This is a genomic window from Aliifodinibius sp. S!AR15-10 (assembly GCF_031569985.1).
Taxonomy (GTDB): domain Bacteria; phylum Bacteroidota; class Rhodothermia; order Balneolales; family Balneolaceae; genus JAMQKA01.
Window position 1 is genome coordinate 18,653 of record NZ_JAMQKA010000015.1, and the last position, 19,514, is coordinate 38,166.

General features: G+C 47.2%; 12 protein-coding genes. 5 read left to right on the forward strand and 7 right to left on the reverse strand.

Annotation, left to right across the window (positions count from 1 at the left end; genetic code table 11):
* Nucleotides 1-23: 23 nt before the first annotated feature.
* Genes NC796_RS11685 through NC796_RS11695 form a run of 3 tightly spaced genes read right to left on the reverse strand, consistent with a single transcriptional unit; the run spans nt 24 to nt 3,836 of the window.
* Nucleotides 24-1,292, reverse strand: a complete 1,269-nt coding sequence (locus NC796_RS11685) for an asparagine synthetase B (protein ID WP_310684604.1) — start codon at nt 1,290-1,292, stop codon at nt 24-26.
* 1 nt (nt 1,293) lies between these two features.
* Nucleotides 1,294-3,219, reverse strand: coding sequence for a tetratricopeptide repeat protein (locus NC796_RS11690; protein ID WP_310684606.1), 1,926 nt, complete (start codon nt 3,217-3,219; stop codon nt 1,294-1,296).
* Entirely contained in the window at nt 3,216-3,836 is a 621-nt protein-coding gene (locus NC796_RS11695) for a Maf family protein (protein ID WP_310684608.1), read from the reverse strand. Before NC796_RS11695 ends, NC796_RS11690 begins: the two co-directional genes overlap by 4 nt.
* 324 nt (nt 3,837-4,160) lie before the next feature.
* On the opposite strand from NC796_RS11695, the gene NC796_RS11700 reads away from it, so the two are divergent.
* The 5 genes from NC796_RS11700 to NC796_RS11720 all read left to right on the forward strand — a co-directional run bounded on the left by NC796_RS11700 (nt 4,161) and on the right by NC796_RS11720 (nt 10,917).
* Nucleotides 4,161-4,403 carry a hypothetical protein gene (locus NC796_RS11700; protein WP_310684609.1) on the forward strand — a complete coding sequence of 81 codons (243 nt, stop codon included), beginning with the start codon at nt 4,161-4,163 and terminating at the stop codon, nt 4,401-4,403.
* 3 nt (nt 4,404-4,406) lie between these two features.
* On the forward strand, nt 4,407-5,240 hold the full coding sequence (locus NC796_RS11705; RefSeq protein WP_310684610.1) for a DUF92 domain-containing protein: 834 nt from the start codon (nt 4,407-4,409) through the stop codon (nt 5,238-5,240).
* On the forward strand, nt 5,237-6,541 hold the full coding sequence (locus NC796_RS11710) for a dicarboxylate/amino acid:cation symporter (RefSeq protein ID WP_310684611.1): 1,305 nt from the start codon (nt 5,237-5,239) through the stop codon (nt 6,539-6,541). Before NC796_RS11705 ends, NC796_RS11710 begins: the two co-directional genes overlap by 4 nt.
* Before the next feature lie 341 nt (nt 6,542-6,882).
* The gene (locus tag NC796_RS11715) at nt 6,883-9,762 is read left to right on the forward strand and encodes a lamin tail domain-containing protein (RefSeq protein WP_310684612.1); all 2,880 of its coding nucleotides are present in this window, start codon (nt 6,883-6,885) and stop codon (nt 9,760-9,762) included.
* A gap of 339 nt (nt 9,763-10,101) precedes the next feature.
* On the forward strand, nt 10,102-10,917 hold the full coding sequence (locus tag NC796_RS11720) for an aldo/keto reductase (protein ID WP_310684613.1): 816 nt from the start codon (nt 10,102-10,104) through the stop codon (nt 10,915-10,917).
* A 57-nt stretch (nt 10,918-10,974) separates the two neighbouring features.
* Here NC796_RS11720 and NC796_RS11725 read toward each other — a convergent pair whose 3' ends face one another.
* The 4 genes from NC796_RS11725 to NC796_RS11740 form a co-directional block, all read right to left on the reverse strand.
* Nucleotides 10,975-11,709, reverse strand: a complete 735-nt coding sequence (locus NC796_RS11725) for an acyl-ACP thioesterase domain-containing protein (protein WP_310684615.1) — start codon at nt 11,707-11,709, stop codon at nt 10,975-10,977.
* A gap of 173 nt (nt 11,710-11,882) precedes the next feature.
* Nucleotides 11,883-14,909 (reverse strand): efflux RND transporter permease subunit, encoded by a 3,027-nt coding sequence (locus NC796_RS11730; RefSeq protein WP_310684618.1) that lies wholly within the window; start codon nt 14,907-14,909, stop codon nt 11,883-11,885.
* 11 nt (nt 14,910-14,920) lie between these two features.
* The gene (locus NC796_RS11735) at nt 14,921-18,211 is read right to left on the reverse strand and encodes an efflux RND transporter permease subunit (protein WP_310684620.1); all 3,291 of its coding nucleotides are present in this window, start codon (nt 18,209-18,211) and stop codon (nt 14,921-14,923) included.
* Between the two features lie 129 nt (nt 18,212-18,340).
* Nucleotides 18,341-19,393 carry an efflux RND transporter periplasmic adaptor subunit gene (locus NC796_RS11740; RefSeq protein WP_310684621.1) on the reverse strand — a complete coding sequence of 351 codons (1,053 nt, stop codon included), beginning with the start codon at nt 19,391-19,393 and terminating at the stop codon, nt 18,341-18,343.
* Nucleotides 19,394-19,514: the final 121 nt, after the last annotated feature.

Consider the following 19,514-nt stretch of genomic DNA (forward strand, 5'->3'; position numbering starts at 1 on the left):
GTCTTCTGATAACTGTATACTGATTACGTTTTTCGCTTTTTCTTTTTGGCCGCCGGGAAGAGGATGTTGTTCAGAATAAGCCGGTATCCGGGGCTGTTGGGATGAAGACTCAAGTCGGTCGGCGGATCGTCTACCCGGTGCGTGTAATCTTCCGGATCATGACCAGCATAGAAAGTGAACGTGCCCCGGCCGTAATTACCGTGGATATACTTCACCATGTTTCGGCCCGGGCTCTCCCCGAGAATCACTACCGACTCCTTGACTTTCTCTTTCTGGAAGGCCGTTGTCTGCCCGTAAAATCCCTTTATGCTGCTCACATGGTTTTGGGTCAGCATCGTGGGTACGGGGTCCCACTTGGCAGAGAATTCAAACAGTGTAAAAAAGTCCAGTTTTTGATCTACTTGGTTCAGCTGCACCGGCACATCAATATCGGCGTGCTCATATTCGGTGGGATCCAGGCTGATATTGAAATCCGTAAAGGCCAGTGTTTTGGAATAGTCCAGTTTCTGCTGGGCATTGGGATCGGCCGGGTCGCCGTCAAAAGGAGTGGGAGCGATATCGACTCCTTCTGCACTTAGCGCGATGTCAAAAGTGTCGGTACCGGAGCACATCGAAAAGAGGAATCCGCCGTTACCAACGTATTCTTTAATTTCGCGGGCCACAGCCTTTTTTTCATTGCTTACTTTGTTGTAGCCCATCTCGTCGGCCATCGCCTCCATCTGGTTAACCTGGGTGATATACCACGGGTGATTCCGGTAGGAGACCCAGAACTTTCCGTATTGGCCTGTGAAATCCTCGTGGTGCAGGTGCAGCCAGTCATACTCCGAAAGTTTGCCGTTCAGTACTTCCGGATCCCAAACCTTGTCGTATTCCACTTCTGCATAGGTCAAGGCCAGCGTAACGGCATCATCCCAGGGAAGTGCCTGTTTGGGCGTATACACCGCAATTTTCGGTGCTTTGTCTAGCTGAACGACGGAAGTATTTGACTGCGGCTGCTCTACTTCCGAGATAATCTGGGAAGCTTCAGCTGCTCCAATGGTACGGGCTTTCACATTTTTAAGGCGCGTTTCCTGGAGCAGGGCATCGGAGTAGGGGGCAAGGAAACTTCCTCCTTTGTAATTGAGAAGCCATTGTACCGAATTGCCATCCTTTAGGTAGTTGAATACGATGCCATAGGCTTTGAGGTGATTGGTCTGCGAGGCATCCATCGGGATGAACACTTTCTGCTGGGCAAATGTCGCAGCACTTAAGCCGAAGATAAAGGCAAGTATCAATAACGAAACACGTTTCATATCAGGTTTGGGGATTTTTGAATTCTTGAATTCTATCGCGTGCATATGATGCATAGAAACCGTTTGGAAACTCTAACAATATATTTTCATACAGGGTTTGGACCTGCTGCTGATTTGCTGGTAGATCAGCAGGGGGTGGGGGCGATTCGCCAAATAAGGTCTCGCGTGTCTTTTGGGATTCAATTTTAATGTCATTCGATACAACCTGGTCGGCGATTCGGGCTTTTTCCCACATCAGGCGCTCGCGCAGGGCGGAGGCTTGTCCCCAGCGCTCTAGGTAGTCACTGATGGCACTGTAGGTAATCTGGGTTAGTTCCGGGGTAATATGTTTGCTCAGCTCCAGCAGAGCCTCATCCATCAAGGGATGGTAGGCCTTACCTCCTAGAATCGGTCTCAACGCTTTGATCGCTGCTTCTTCATCACCCTGGTTGAAATGCTCCAGCCCGTTGGCGAAAGGTTCAATTATAGAACCGGTACTGTCTGCGCTCAGTCCTTTTTGAATCCAAATGCGAAGTTGCACAGCATCGTTGGCGTAATAGGAGGTTGTCTGCTTTTCGAGCGCATTGAGCTGTATTTTGGCAAATTCGTAATCACCGGCATAAAAATCGGTCAGCGCCAGGTAGTAGCGCGTTTTTTCTGCCAGTGCACCGATTTTTTCCTGCTTGTTGCTTTTGGTAAACGCGATCCTGGCCCGGGCATAGTCGCCCTGATAAAGCTTGATTCTGCCCTCTACATAAAATTGTTGCGCCACGCTGGCCTCGTTGTTCCGGGATCGAAGCTTCTCGAGGTAGTCTGTGGCCAGATCGACATCATGGAGATAGTCAATGGCTAGTTCAGCCTGGCGAAGCAGCACTTTACCCATCTGGTCATAATACGGCGCCTCACGCCGCAGTTGCGATAAAATATCGAATGCCTGCTGGTAAAGGGAGTCCCGCCGTTGAGCATAAGCCAGGTTATAGTCTGAGAGATAGTCTGCCCACTCAGCGTACACCCGTGAGAGCTGCTCCATGCTCTGGAATTTGGCGGAGATAATGTCATTTTCGATATAATATCCATAAGCCTGTTCCGCCAACTCATATTCCTGTTCAGAAAGAAGTTTATTTCCGAGTCCAAGCAGGCTATACGTTACTTCATTGGTTTTTTCTTCATAGCCTTTTGCCGTAGCCACGGCGCGTTCGTACAGGTTGCGTTCCAGCAGTAGCCATTGGTGCAGCTGGTGCAGGCGCCGATGCGCAGGGTGGTTGAGGGAGAGCTCATCCAGGAACTCCTCAATTTCAAGGATGGCGATGTCGTGCAGATACTGATCTCCATAGCGGATCAGGCTGCGCTGCACGTAATCAATGCGATCGGGCTCTTCCCGAACAAGTTCAAGAAACTCATTGATTGCCGCTTCATATTGTCCGGCTTGCATATAGGTGTTGGCCAGCTCGGTAGCAAGGAGGGTGGAGTTTCTAAATCTTTGGCGGGCACGTTCATAGACTTCGACCGCTCTGCTGAAATCGCGTCGGTCACTCATGGCACGGGCCACCTCGAGGTAAGTTTGAAAATTGCTATACCGGTTCAGGGTTTGATTCCATATGGAATAAGCTTCTGCGGTATCACCCTGGATGTGATAGATCTCACCGAGCCGGATGTTGGCCTGTCCCCCAAAATTACCTTCTTCTGACGCCTTTTGTGTCATCGCGATAGCTTCATCATACCTCTTCAAATTGACAAGACATTCGGTCGCTTTTTGCAGAAAAAGGTAGTTGCCGGGGTTTTGTTGGTGCAATCTGTTGAAAACCCGGAACGCCTGTTCATACTGTTGCTGCTGCATCAGCTGATTGCCAACATGATATTGTTGGTCGTTCTGTGCACGCAAAGGTAGCACAGCCAGGCACAGCAAAAAAAGCAAAGAGACTCCGTATGCTAGCAATTTGTTAATCATGGAGTGGAACTATTTATACTGATAGATACCAGTTCTGGTGCAAATATTTTAAGCTTCTGATACAGCGAGTGCAACGGCAAACCGACGACATTGTAAAAGTCGCCCTTTATATGCTTCACAAACAGAGCACCCCAGTCATCTTGAATGCCATAAGCGCCCGCTTTGTCCATCGGGCTACCGGATGCTACATATTCACGAATTTCAAACTTATCCAGCTTTCCGAATGTTACGTCTGTACTCTCGAAAAACGTCAATACTTCACGTTTGTTACCAGCAGTAAAACTTTTAACAATCGCAACACCGGTTAAAACCTGGTGCGTTGTATCGCTGAGGTCAAGCAACATCTCTTCAGCATCGGTGGTAGTTTCCGGTTTTTCTAAAATGGCTTGCCCTTTAACAACGATTGTATCTGCTCCGATGACCAGCACATCTGCTGAATCATTCTCATCAGCTACCTGCTCAGCTTTTCTCATGGCAAGCATCTGGACGATATCGGCCGGTTCTTTTGTAGCATCGTATTGTTCATCGGCATTACTAACCTGTACTGTAAAATCGACATTGATCTGCTTAAGAAGTTGTTTGCGCCTGGGACTTCCGGAAGCAAGGATGATTTTCACTGTACTATTCAAGCTCAATTATTTAACGAAATTTTTAAAAATATCCTACACATGTCTAATAAAAGCAATTTCTTGCAAACAAGTTCAGGATAAGGAAAGATCAAGAAAAAGCAAGTCATTTCTTTGAATCTGGAATGTAACGCTATCTTTGGTGAGTCAATTTTCCAAGGACAAGACTAAGAAGTCAAATATTTTAGAATCAAAATAAAATTTATTTAATAAACAGTAGTTGTTATCTCAAGGGAATGAACTAAGCGTTTTTGGAATTCCTCATATTTAGATACTTTCTAGGTTCAATAAATTACAAAAGATTGAAAAGCTTATATGGTTGCAAAGCAAAGAACACGATCCGGCAGCGATGCGATGTTATTCTCTTCCTGGAATTATAAAACACTAATACTGGGATTGGTATTGGTTATTGTTGGCTTTACAGCGATGTATATCGAGAATGAGGTGCAGGGTTTTATCTCTCTGTATGTCTCACCAATTATGATTATGGCCGGCTACATTACTGTAATTTTTGCTATCATCAAACATGATAAAAGGAATGACGACAACGCTGAGTAAGATTTGGATCGATTAATTAACTATGCCTTTCTTCTGCTGTTAATTTTTCTGTTTGTATTGGAAGCCGGTGCCGACGTGAGGCCACGCATAGGGATCGCCCTGCTGGCAGCACTTTTTTTTAGTCTACTCGTTTTTATTATGAATTGGCTCACACTGGATGGGGCAATAGCGGCAACCGTTTTTGGTGGAATTGCTTTTGGTGTCGGGGGATGGGAAATTGCGGCCCTGATACTACTGTTTTTTATAACCAGCACGCTACTCTCTTTAAAATCAGTGGTCATTATTGAAGAAACAGCTCAAGCCTTTTCAGAGCGAAAACGCAGAGATGGCATACAGGTCTGGGCGAATGGTTTTTGGATGGCCCTTTGTATCATCGCGGGCTTTGTATTTGAAATGGACTTATTTACTATTGGAGCGGCTGCTGCCATATCGACCGCCACCGCCGACACCTGGGCCACTGAAATGGGCAGTAACAGGTTTGGTGGTAAAACCTACCTGATCACCAACTTTAAAACCGTAAAAGCGGGCGAAGAGGGAGGTGTAAGCTTGTATGGTACATTGGCTGCACTCTGCGGTAGCCTGATGATAGCTTTTGCTTCTGTGATGCTTTTCTCAATATCATGGACTACCAGCCTGTCAGCGGTGTTCCTGTCGGGATTTTTGGGTTGTATTGCTGATTCCTATTTTGGAGCGACTTTCCAGCGGGATGATCACATCGTTAATCTTGGATCGGATGATTCCCGTCTGAATATTAAGCTCAATAATAATTTTGTTAATTGGGCAGCTACCGGCTTCGGTTCACTGACTGCCATAATCATAAACCTGTTCCTATTATGAAACCATGGTATAAACAACTGCACTGGCAAATTATCATCGGGTTGGTGCTGGGCCTGTTTTGGGGATTGGCCGCCAGTCTTACCGGACTTACTGAATTTACGACTGACTACATAAGTCCCATTGGAACCATATTCATAAATTTGCTCAAGCTCATAGCTGTGCCCTTGGTCTTGGCATCACTTATTGTGGGAGTAACCAGTCTCAATGATATCGCCAAGCTTTCGCGGATGGGGGGGAAGACGATTGCTTTTTATATGGTGACTACAGTGCTCGCCATTACCATCGGTTTAACGGTTGTAAATGTCATTCAGCCCGGCACATTCCTGCCAAAAGAAACACAGGTGGAGCTGATGGAGGGATACAAACAGAACCTGGAGGGATCAAGCGAATCGGCCCAGGAAGTTATGGATCGGAGCCCGCTAGCCTTTTTTGTAGATATTGTACCTCAAAATTTTTTCGCTGCCACCTCCGACAACTCCAACATGTTGCAGGTGGTGTTTTTGGCAATACTTTTCGGCATAGGCATTATCCAGCTGCCGATTCAGAAAGGGGAGATTCTGATCAATTTTTTTGATTCCCTGAACGAGGTCATCATAAAGATTGTCGATTTTATCATGCTGGCGGCGCCCTATGGTGTGTTTGCACTGATGGCAGGAGTTATTGTGGATCTGGCCGGCGATGACCTGACGCGTGCGCTTGACCTGCTTGGTGCACTGGGATGGTATTGCGTTGCGGTGTTGCTTGGGTTATTCCTGCATCTCACCCTGGTATATGCGAGCCTCTTCAAACTTTTTAGCAATATGAAGCTTACCGATTTTTTCCGTGCCATCCGTCCCGCCATGCTTTTGGGATTCAGCACCAGTTCCAGCTCCGCAACCCTTCCAGTAACTATGGAGCGGGTAGAAAAGAATGTGGGGGTGGATGAAGAGGTTTCCAGTTTTGTGCTACCGGTGGGCGCCACTATTAATATGGATGGGACGAGCTTGTACCAAGCGATTGCTGCCGTTTTTATCGCACAGGCACTGGGACTCGATCTCTCCATCGCACAGCAGCTCACTATTGTTCTAACAGCTACATTGGCTTCGATCGGATCGGCCGGCGTTCCCGGAGCGGGCATCATTATGCTTGTGATAGTCTTGCAGGCTATCGAAGTACCGGTAGAGGGCATTGCTCTGATACTCGGCGTCGATCGCATCCTCGATATGTGTCGAACAGCGGTCAACATAACCGGTGATGCCGCCGTATCAGTGGCAGTTGCGCATACCGAGGGGCTGTTGGGAGATATGCATTTTGACGACTAACAGTCAAAGACAGATGGAATTGTAAAAAAATACAGTAAATCCTTTTGGTTAAAGCATTTAAAGCCATTTCTGATTAAATTATTGTAGAACAATAAGTTGTGTTCTCTGTATAAAAGTTGTAAATCGATAATGATGGGAGGAACATCTGGGCCGGGAGTTAAGCTGGGATGTCCCAATAACTTTTAAAGTTTTTTGCAAAACACGAATGGTGCAGAGCTCATTGCGTTCGGGGTTAAATCATCATAATTTGATAAGCCTAAAATTCTTTGATTTAATTCCCAAAATGGCTTTGTTATAAACGTGGAGAGCAAAAATACTATGAAAAAGAGAAGTTAGTGCCTATGTCGTCACAGATACGAAGAAAAATTTATATTAAATTTTTTTTGTTGACGCTGCTTGTGGTGTTCAATCCGCTCTTTTCGGCTGCCCAGTCATACCAGCCGGGCGATATCATTATCACAGAATTTATGGCTAATCCTGATGCCGTGTCAGATGATAATGGGGAGTATATTGAGCTATACAACAGGCGTTCAGTTGCGATAAATATTAATGGATTTACCCTTTCTGACAATGACAGCGACTCACATACGATTGATAACGGCGGCTCCCTGACAATACCCGGTGAAGATTTTATCGTTTTGGCAAGGAGTAGCAATCCAGGACTTTCTGAAGCTCCTGAATATGTTTTTGATGGTTTCTCTCTCAGCAATTCAGGAGATGAGATTATCCTGAGCGATCCTGAAAATACGCAAATAGCACGTATTGAATACATGGACAATATCGGCTCTTCTGGTGTTTCTGCTGTTTTGGATGATATTAAAGGTGCAGATGGTAGTGGTGAAATCGCCAGTAGTGAGTTCCAGGTATCTGAAAACAATATTGGAAATGGAGACAAAGGATCGCCGGGACAAAAAGGGATTACAAGCATGTCGGAAGCTCCTACAGTACGTTTCCTGTCTGAACAGTCTACAACCTCGGAGGGCGATGACACTGCCTCGATATCAGTTTTATTGGAGGATCCCGATGGTACGCAGGTGGAGGTGGATGTACTGTTGCAGACGGAAGAAAGCTCGGTTGTGGCTGGGGACTTTACCGGTGCTACAACCAAGACGGTCACTTTTCCCGCAAGTTCAGATGACGGGGATACCCAACAGGTAATTTTTAGTATTAATGATGATTCTGAGTATGAGGGCACAGAAACAGCAATATTCAAGCTCACCAACGTAACAACCAGTGGCAGTGCCAGCCTTGCATCACCGGATATGCATGAACTCACTATCAATGACAATGACCAGCCGGATGTGGTAGTAAATGAAATTCTGGCCGACCCCGACGGCGACGCCAACGGTGACGGTAAAGTAGATACTGATTCAGATGAGTTTATTGAAATCGTAAACAACGAGGCTGTATCGATCGATTTAAGTAATTGGACTTTGTCTGATGCTGACGGGATAATCCACACCTTCGCTCAGGGGACGGTTTTAAAAGCTAATGAAGCTGTCGTGGTATTTGACGGGAGTGGTGCACCACAGGGTAGCTTTGGTGGTTCGGTGGTGGTTCAGTCCACCGAGGATCTGAGTTTGAACAATTCTGGTGATACAATCACTTTGGATTCCGGTGGGGGCAACAGTACCATAGATATGATTTCGTATGGAGGAGCAGGTGAACCCGATGCAAGTAATGAGTCCCTCGTCCGTAATCCAGACGGCGTGGGGACATTTACGAGGCACACTACCGCCGACACCGATGATAACTCTCCTTTTTCACCCGGCACAAAGATAGACGGCTCGAACTTCACAAATTCTGTTACTATTGAGGGTACAGCAGGTTGGCGTATGCTTTCATCTCCTGTTGACGGAATGGAGATCTCTGATATTGCCAGCGCAACCGCAATACAAGGCTATCCCGGGTACAATGATGGATTTGATGAGAATTTTTATGTTGGGTATGATGACGCTACGGATACATTTACCAAAGCAGATGATATTAACGGGAAACTGGAAAACGGCAAAGGCTTTCTACTGTACTTTTTTAATAATGATCAGGCCGGAAGTACTGATCTGCCGGTCACCTTAACTGCCCCCTCTGGATCGATACATACCGGAGATGTGAGCGTGTCGTTATCGGATGGATGGAATCTGCTGGGTAATCCGTTTGAGACCGCCGTTAACATTAATGATATGGTGGTAAATGACGGTAGTTTGATAAATAAAGTCGGTCAAATTTGGGATCATGAAACCGGCAGTTATATCACTACCTCTACGACCGGTGGAAAAGTGGCTGCCTGGCAAGGTTTTTTTATTGAAAACAGTGATGCCACTTCAGTGGAGTTTCCACAGTCTTCCAAAACGTCAGGTACACAATTTTACAAGGAAAGGGGCGATGCTGGGTATCTTGCGTTGACTCTTCGCGGAGAACACCATTCCGAGGAAGTGGAAACAACTGACAAAGCCGCCGTTCTCTATTTCCATGAACAAGCCACCCATGAGCAGGATGCCTATGATGCTACTAAATTGGTACCTCTTAGCAATCGGTATGCACTGATCGGGTTTAGCACCGGTGCACAGGGTGGGAGCGGTTTGGGGACAGAACTTAAAGCACAGGAATCACGTCCTTTCGATTTTGAAGGGGAGTTGTCCGTTGACCTGCAAATGATGACGAAAGAGATGGAGGGTAGTTTTGAACTGAGCTGGGACAAAAAAGATCTGCCAGAAGAGTGGAGTTTCACTCTGATTGACAACGTTACCGGTGACCAGGTAGATATGAATACCAACACCTCGTATAGTTTTACATTTACGGAGCGGGATAAGGTACAAACAACTTCAGAAGAGAGTGCGCCCAGGCGTTCTCTGCCGACAGCTGCAGTATTGAAATCGAAACGTGATCAAAAGCCGAGATTCACTCTCAAAACATCCGCTCCCGACAGTAGAAGGAACACTGAGTCCAATGAGATTCCGGAATCTGTGAAGTTGAATCCCAATTATCCGAACCCTTTTAACCCTTCTACTACAATTTCATTTGAACTGACTGAGCAAGCACATGTCAACCTGAATGTGTATACCATTGTGGGGCAAAAAGTCGCTACACTGGTAGATGAAGTCAGGGATGTCGGGGAACACACCGAAAGCTGGAATGCAGCAGATATGCCCAGTGGCATCTACATCGCCCAGTTGGAGGTGCAGGGCAAAGTTTATATACGAAAGATGACACTTATCAAGTAGAGAGATTTTTATCCATACCGCATACTCAGATGAATAGGCTAATCATATTCAGTATAGCTAAGTCCACAATTTTTGTGCCTATGAAGGGATCAGAAAAATCACCAACCTGGACGCCCCACAAATCCGATTAAGTTCTGTATAAGGTGGGATTCGATATTTTGACTACAGGAGTAAGAACATATGCACTGATACAGATATAGCATAAGAGGCTGTCAAAAAATGTAACTTTTCTTTTTTATTAGCGAAAAAAATATTTTACTTGAAACCCTTCTGTGAATTTGACTGTTTAATAGATACATTTTTAAGAATAAAACGTAGGAGATTATTACTAACGAACATATGCAATACAAAACTATTCAGGGTATAGATGTCCCGGAAATAGGGTTAGGCACTTATAAACTTCATGACAGAGAATGTGCCAAAGTTGTCAGGACGGCTCTTGATTTGGGGTACAGGCATATCGATACTGCACAGATGTACAAGAATGAGCGCGAAGTTGGTGAAGCGCTAAAAATATCAAATGTACCTCGTGACGATATTTTTCTAACAACAAAAATTTGGCATACCAATCTTGATGCGGAAGACGTTCTCCAGACTACAGAGCAAAGTCTTCGTAATTTGGACACTCCGTACGTCGATCAGTTGCTTATCCACTGGCCGAATGATCAGTACGACTTGAGAAAAACAATAGAGTCGATGTTGATCTTGCGAGATCAGGGAAAAGCGTTAAACATTGGTGTTTGCAACTTTCCTCTGCATCTGTTAAAGAAAGTGAACGATGAAATTCGTGCTCCCATATTTTGTAACCAGGTAGAATACCATCCGTTCCTGGATCAGTTGGACCTTCTGGATTATATGATTGAGAAAGGTATTCTCTTAACAGCATATAGCCCGCTTGCACAGGGCAAAGTGGCCGAGGATGAAGATCTTATTGAGATCAGTGAAAAATATGGAAAAAGTCCTTCTCAGATTGCACTTCGCTGGCTGATTGAGCAGGAAAATGTCGTTGCTATTCCCAAGGCATCCAGCCGCGAGCATCTTGAGGCTAATATCGATATCTTCGATTTTTTCCTCGAGGATGATGACTTTGACCGGATTGATAACCTGAATAAATCTAAGCGTCTGGTCAATCCCAGTTTCGCTCCCAAATGGTAGTAACATCCATATAAGAAGTGTAGGTGCGACGCACTTTCGAAGTGCGTCGCACCTTTTTTAGTCAAAGAGCTCTAAATTAGCTGTCGCCAGCACGTTACCTTCACCCTGTATCATAACATCGGACTGGGTATTATTGTCTTTCACTGGTCCCGTTGCCACTTTGATTGTATCGCCGTGATTGCACTCCGCTTTAAATTCAATATCCATCGTTTTTGTAAGCCGATATTTCGGTAACGTTTCCGTAACCCACTCCACGTATTTGATGTTGTTGACGTGTCTATTTACATCCAGATCGCTATAACGAACGGAAAATTGCTTTTCACTCTCTGTTGACTTTGGAGACGAAGGACGTGTCTTCTTTACCGGTATTACGTGATTGATATCTTTCGATGCCATATTTAGCACTTCATCCGGTATACGAACCGGGCGGCGGTTGGAGCGGTCGATCATCAGCCAGTAGCTCAAGGCGCGAATAATGATATTACCCTGCTCATCCCACACCTGGAAATCGCGGTGAGCCCGGAGCTTGTCTCCACCTGCAGGCCAGGTCTCTACTTCAACTGTTTCCCTCCATTCAGGATAGCGCTCAATTTGCACATCCAGGCGGTGCAGCACCCACGTCAAATTCTTTTCATTGAGTTGGGTGACATCAAAATTTAGTTGAAGTGCGTGATTTCCAGCTATCTCTTGAAGCAGATCACAGATTGTCTGCAATTTGGCTTTCCCATCAGGTCGAATTTCGGAAGAGCGAATTTTAAAAGGTTCGCTAAAAACTTGTTTTTCTTGAACCATGATTTTGATCGGTAATTCAAAATGGATGTGCAATGTAATGGATTTTGTGACCTCTCAAAACCAAGTCAGAACTCTTATTTGGAACACAGATGACGCGGACTACATGGATAATCGCAGCTCATTTGACTAAGACAAATGATTGTTAATTTTTACCGGAGTCATCCGCGTTCCATTTATCTTGCAGCGCTCAAGATACGCTGGCCCCAGCGTTTGATATCATCTAGGATGATGTAGATGCTGGGGAGAATAACCAGCGTTATAACCGTAGAAAATGCCAGTCCCCCGACAATAGCACGAGCCATCGGGAAGTAGGCGGGGCCGTCACCACCGATCTGGGTGTTGCCAAAGCAGAGTGGCAAAAGGCCCAGGATCGTCGTACCGGCCGTCATCAGGATGGGACGCATCCGATCTTTGCCACCTTTGATGATCGCCTCCTCCCGCGACATCCCTTCGTTGCGCAGCTGGGTGATGTGATCGATGAGCACAATGCCGTTATTGACCACAATCCCCATCAAAATCAGGATACCGATCATGGCCATAAAAGAGAACGTGGTGCTGGTTAGGAAAAAGAACCAGAATACGCCAATAATTCCGTAGAAAATAGAGGTAATGATACTGGAAGGGAAGAGGACCGATTCGAACAAGGAAGCCATGACCAGGTAGATAAGCACCATCGCCATAAGCATATTTATGATCATCTCGTCCATCGCCTCCTGGTCTTCCTGGAAACTGCGTCCATAGCTCCATCCATAGCCGGTGGGATAATTGATTTGGTCGAGCACATTTGCAATGGTAGCGCGGGCTTCATCCGTTGTTATATCATCAAGATTCACAACGATGCCGAGCGATGTTTGCCGGTCCTGGCGCTGAATAGCCTGCGGACCATTGTTGACCTCGTAGTCGGCCAGCGAAGCCAGCTTCACAGTCTGATCTCCGGCAACATTTACGGGCAGCGACATCAGGTCGCTAATCGATTGTCGGTCGGCATCACGAAATGCCAGCACCACATCTATCTCACCCTCTTTGCCACGCACACGGCGCAGATTTATGCCTCTCATCGAATTCGAGACCATGCTCGCGATCTGCTGCGTGGAGAGTCCATAGCTGCGCGCTCGTTCCCGGTCTACGACCAGCTGTACTTCCTCCGATCCCGCTTCCGCTTCAGAACGTACATCGGCAATGCCTTCCTCAATTTCCAGTCGACGTATAACTTCCCCGGAGAGCTCCTCTAGTACTTCCGAGGATTCCCCGATCACATACACTCGCAGCTGCTCCCCACCACTCTGGTCATTGTAGTCGAAGGAGGGAGATCCGATCGAAATCTTCGGGAGATTTGTAGCAATTTCATCCCGTATCATCATCACATCCTTTTCCGCACTGTCATCTTCCGTCAGGATAATGGTGGACTGGGCATAGTTGGGTTCAAAGAAGCTATATACCGATTCTATTTCGAACTTATTTTTGTTGTCATATAGATACTTTTCAACGCGATCTACGGCCTGCTCTACCCGTTCCAGCGTGTAGGAATCATTGAGATTATATTGGAGGTAGAGTTCTCGTGAAGCTTGTGGAGGAAACATATCAACCTTTACGATATTGAGTGGAATGGCCACGCTCACCAGCGTGCCAAGTATCATGGCAACAGAAAGATAACGCCGGTTCATCAGCCAGTGCAGCATCCCCCCATACCAGCTGATCATTTGGTCGATAAACCGTGATTTTTTGGATCGCTCCGGTGGTTTGATGTGAGAGGTTAAAAGGGGGATAATCGTAAGTGAAATAAAAAGCGAAGCCAGTAGGGCGATGATAATCGAGATGGCAACATGGTACATCTGGATGGCGATCATACTCGTTTCACTGACAATATTCGGCAGGAATACAATGATACTAGTGAACGTGCCTGCCGTAACGGCCAGGGCTACCTGTTTTACACCCAGTACGGTGGCTTTACCGCGATCAGGCATCAAATTCTGATTTCTATGGATGTTCTCCGTGACCACCACGGCGTTATCCACCAGCATCCCGATCGCCAGCATCAGGCCCATCATGGAGAGGATATTCAGAGAGAGATCCAAAAAGTAGAGTAAGCCAAGGGTTACAATCAGGGAGAAGGGTACAGCCAGAGCCACAATGAGCGTCGTGCTTATTTGCCGAAGGAAAAGGTACAGCACCATGATGGAAAAGAGTCCACCCAACAGACCGGCATTCAGAAGGTCCAGCAGCGAGCTGATAATACCTGAGGCCTGGTTATGCATCTCGTAAATATTGATACCCCTCATCTTTGGCAGTTGGTTGATCTGGTCAATTTCAGCCATCACGAGGTTGGAAACGGATACCGTATTAGCCCCGGATTCCTTAAAAACATCCAGCCCGATGGCATATTTTTGGTCGAGATGCCTACCATATTCCCGCTCAGGACTTTCATAATTTATTTCGGCGATATCACCGAGTCGCAGATTATTGGGGCCAATGACGAGATTCTCAAATTCTTCAGTCTCGGTAATTTCCCCAATAGGGCGGACCATAAAGCGTTTTCCGGCATCCTGAATTTTACCGGCCGTTACTGAGAAATTGGTCTCCCGAAGCGTGTTTGCCAGCTCCCCGATGTTGACATTCAGCGCCTCCAATCGGTCGGGAATTAGTTCAATGCGGATCTGCTTTTTGTCAACGCCATACAGATCCACTTTCGCTACCCCGTTAATACGCTCAATGCGCTGCTTTAGGTTTCGATCCAGCAGGTCATAGGCATCGGATAGATCGCGCTCGCTTGAGATGCGCAAGTTGAGCATCGGGTTGTCCTGGGCGGAGAACTTGTTGATGTAAAACCGCTCCATGTCGTCAGGTAGCTGATTGCGTATGCCGTCAATCTTTTCCTTCACTTCCATCGCCTTCAGGCCGATGTCGGTACCCATTTTGAATCGCACAAAAATGCCGGCCTGGTTTTCACTTGAGGTAGAGCTGATCTCCTCCAATCCGCTGATGGTTGCGATAGCCTCTTCGATGGGACGGGTGATGTTTCGTTCAATCTCTTTTGGAGTAGAATTCTGGTAGGGGACACTGATGTAGGCACCCGGGAAGGAGATGTCCGGAAAATACTCCAGGGGCACAAGACGGCTGGCAATAATCCCGATCACCACAAAGCTGATAAACACCATAATGGTGGTAATAGGCCGACGAAGTGAGAGTTCTGTTGCATGCATAGTGAAATCTCCTAGGAGTTATCTTTATCGGAATTTTCAGCCGCCATGCTATAATTCTTGCGATCCATGATGGCATACATCGAGGGGATCACAACCAGCGTAAGCAGGGTCGAGATAATCAATCCACCGATCACGGTTATCGCCATGGGAGCGCGCAGCTCAGCGCCATCCCCAAAGCCCAGGGCCAGCGGAAACAGGCCAAGCGTGGTAGTCAGCGTCGTCATCAGGATCGGACGTAGTCTAGAGCGGCCGCCTTCCACGATCGCCTCTAATTTCTCCATACCGCGCTCCCGGAGCTGATTGATAAGATCAATGAGCACGATGGCATTGTTCACCACGATACCGACCAACAGGATCAACCCGATAAAGACAACCACACTGATAGTGGAGCCGGTTACCCAGAGTCCGATTATGGCACCTATCAGGGCCAGGGGGATAGTGAAGAGAATGATGAACGGGTGCATCAGCGATTCAAACTGGGATGCCATCACCAGATACACCAGGAAAACCGCGAGTATCAGGGCGAATAACAGCGATTGGAATGAGGCCGACATCTCCTCGTTCTGTCCGGCTATGTGTGCTGTGAGTCCCGGTGGAATGGCAGTCTGATTAATAATTTGTTGAATTTCTTCTGCTGCAGTACCTAAATCACCATAATTCAGGTTGGCAGTCACCAGGGCCACACGCTGCTGGGCTACGCGACGTATTTCACTGGGTCCGGTAGCCACACGGATGTCGGCGATCGATTCAAGGGGCACCGGCTGTGCACTGTTGGGATTAATGATAAGTCCACGAATATCATCCACCGAGGAACGATCCTGCTCCCGTGCCCGAACAAGGATATCGATCTTGCGGTCGCGCCAGGAGTAGCGGGTGGCTACGTCGCCGCGCACCTTGCTGACGACAAGATCTGCAACTTCATGAACCTGCAGGCCAAGTGCAGCTGCTTTGGGACGGTCAAAAAGAATCTGGATTTCCGGGCTACCCTGTTCCATGGTTGACTTCACATCGGCAAAGCGGCCGTTTTCACTCATTTCGCGCGCCAAGGCAGCGCTGACCTGTTTTAGCTTCTCCAGGTCATATCCCGATATTTCAACCTCCACGGGTGTTCTAAAGGTAAAAAGGGCAGGGCGGGAAAATTTGTATTGGAGTCCGGGGATGCGCTGTAGGTCGGTTCGTAATTCCTCCATTGTCTGTTCTTCCATCGTTCGGTCAGCGCCGTCAGCTAGCACGACATTAAGTTCACCCCAGTTTTCGCCCCCTTCCTCGGGGTTGGCATCCATTTTATTACCGGTGCCGGCCACTGCAAATGTCGTATTTACGCGCTGAACGGAGCTTGCGGCTTGTTGTACACCTTTTAAAGCTGCGTCTGTTTTCTCAATCGGGGTTCCAGGTGGCATTTTGAACTCTACTCGAAATTCACCCTGCGAGAGAGAGGGAATCAGTTCCACGCCCAATTGTGGTACCAGGCTCAGCGTAGCGATAAGCAGTCCAAAGGCCATGACAACGACCAGGTATTTTCTGCGCAGCGCCCAGCCAATGACAGCGGGATACTGGCTTTCAATACTGTTATATCCCTTCTCAAAGCCATTGAGCAGCGGATTTAGTACGAACATAATCCCACTGGTGACGCTACGAACTGCTTTTGCACCGGTTTTGATGATGAATTTGGGCACGGTGACAAAGACAAAGAGTCGCGCGGCTCGCAACCAGCGGCCTACTTTTGTCTTTGGTTCGGTAAGCTCCGGTTCAGGGATCGATTCCTTTTCGCGGCCCGCAAGGGAAGAGAGCATCGGGATAAGGGTGATAGCTACCACCAGGGAAGCCAGCAGTGAGAAGGTGACCGTAATGGCCTGATCACTAAAAAGCTGGCCCGCGATGCCCTGAACAAACACCAAGGGGAAAAATACGGCGATGGTCGTCAGGGTGGAGGCTATGACAGCGGTACCCACTTCTCCCGCACCATCTTTGGCAGCTTGGAGGGCACTTTTGCCCATATCCCGGTGGCGCGATATGTTTTCGAGCACCACAATGGAGTTGTCGACCAGCAGCCCAATGCCGAGCGCAATGCCACCCAGCGACATAATATTGAGCGTGATGTCATTGCCATACATCAGGTTGAAGGTGGCGATAATGGAGACCGGGATGGACAGCGAGATAATAACAGTAGCCCAGAAATTCCTGAGAAAAAGATAGAGGATGATCACCGCCAGAATCCCACCGATGATACCGGCATCTACCACTTCACTTACGGCGGAGGAGATAAACGTCGATTGATCATAGACGTCTGCCATCTGCATGCCGGCCGGCAAATTGTCCTGGTAGCCCGAAAGTCGGCTCTTTACATTGTTAGCTACAGCAACTGTGTTGGCATCCCCCTCCTTGTAGATCGCTATTTCAACAGCTTCTTTGCCATCGAGGCGTGTAATCGCTTCCCTCTCTTTGTATCCTTGCGATACATCTGCAATATCTTTCAGGTAGACCGGCGTCCCATCCTGTATGGTAACCACGACGTTGCGGATTTGATCAATCGTCTGAAACTGGTTAAGGGTTCGCACAAGGTACTGCTGAGTTCCTTCCTCAAGTCGCCCGCCGGACAGGTTGACATTTTCAGCACTCAATATCTGTGTGACTTCTTCAATGGGAATCTTGAGATGTGAAAGGCGCTGTTGATCTATAGAAACCTGGATCTCTTCTTCGAGTCCCCCACTCACTTTCACCGATGCGACGCCTGGGACCGACTCCAGCTCTTTTTTGATCTGCTCGTCAGCAAAGCGCCGAATCCGTTTCAGGTTGTTAATATCAAAGTTATCGTCCCTGTTACTTTGATCGGCTACAAAATCAACACCAGGAGACTCTGGCTGAGCATTTTCTGTATAAAGCGCATACCGCATGATAGGATCGAGGGTGGGATCAAACCGCAGGATTACGGGCCGTTCGGCCTCAAGTGGCAGTTGAAGGGCATCGAGCTTTTCGCGAACGTCGATGCTGGCGAAATCCATATTGGTGCCCCAGGCGAATTCGAGCGTCACATCCGATTGCCCAGAGCGGGAGATTGAGCGAACCTGCTGCACATCCTTGACAACGCCAAGCGCCTCTTCCACCGGTTTGCTGATCAGGTTTTCCACCTCGGCGGGGGCAGCTCCTTCATACTCAGTTCGAATCGTGAGCGTAGGGTAGTTGAGCTCGGGCAACAGATTGACCTTAAGCCGCGAAAGGGAGACAAAACCGAACATCAGGATCCCGATGGTAAACATCGCGATAGTCACTTTGCGCCGGATGGAAAGATCGATGATTTTCATAGTGATCAGATCAAAAAGTTAGTATAGAAATGCTTCTTTAATCCCATGTTGCCTATTAATTTTTTGACTTTGAAACCTGGAGTCGGGAGTGCAACTTTCTTCCAGCTGGATTGAATTTACTCTGTTTTTCTAATAGGACACGACTTCCACGAGTGCACTGTCCTGCAGGCTGCTCTGCCCGATGGTTACGACTTGATCTCCCTCATTTAATCCGGATATCACCTCGATATTATTGCCATTGATATAGCCGGTTTCAATGTTCTTTCGGTAGGCAAGCTTATCTTTTATCTCGTAAACGCTGTTATATCCATCCTCCGAAATCACCGCATTTTTGGGGATCATCAGCGCGTTATCATGGGTGTCATAGACAATGCGAATCCGCCCAAACATACCGGGTTTAAGCTGCTTCGTATTGTCATTGACTGCCACTGTTACTTTAAACGTGCCCGTCTCAGGATTTACCACCGGGCTAATCCGGAGCACTTTTCCCTGGAACGACTGACCCTGGATGGCATCTACCTGGAGGTAAGCGACCTGGTTCTTATTGAGTTTGCTCATCTCGTGTTCAGGGACATGCAAAATGGCCAACAGGGGATTAAAATCAGTGATTTTAAAGACCTCCTCGTCTGTATTCACCATATTGCCCACTTTGATCATACGCTGGGAAATGACTCCGCTAATAGGTGCTTTAATCGTGGAGTACTCCAGGTTGAGTTGGGCTAGCTCGTAAGCAGCCTGCTGAGAAGCATACTCAAATTTCGCGTTTTCAAACTGTTCCGCACTAATGAGCTGTTTCTCATACAATTCCTGGTTTCGCTGGTAATCATTATACAGTCGGTCCATGGTGGCCTTGGCGCGCTGAGCTTCTATTTTAAGCTGTTCATCCTCCAGTTTTGCTAAAACCTGACCTTTTTGGACGTAGTCACCTTCTTCAACCTGCAGACTTTCTACAATTCCCCGAACTTTAGCTACTACCATCGCTTCTTCTTCTGCTTCGAGGGTAGTCGTAGTTGAGTAATAAGCGGAGATGGAACCGCGAGTGACTCCTGAAATTTCCACTGGGATGGCAGCGGTGGAGTCTTTATCACCTGTATTTTTAGACTGGGTTTCGCTCGTACAGTTATTAAACAGCGCCAGGCTGCAAACGGAGAGGAGTAACAGTAACGACTTTAAATTTTTCATAGCTCCCTAACTTGGTGTCCGAAATTATTGGTGACTGGAATGAAAATTCCGACTGATTATTTCGAATCACGTTACGGGGCTGAGCATGAGATGTTTCGAGGGTGGTAAAAATTTTTTTGAT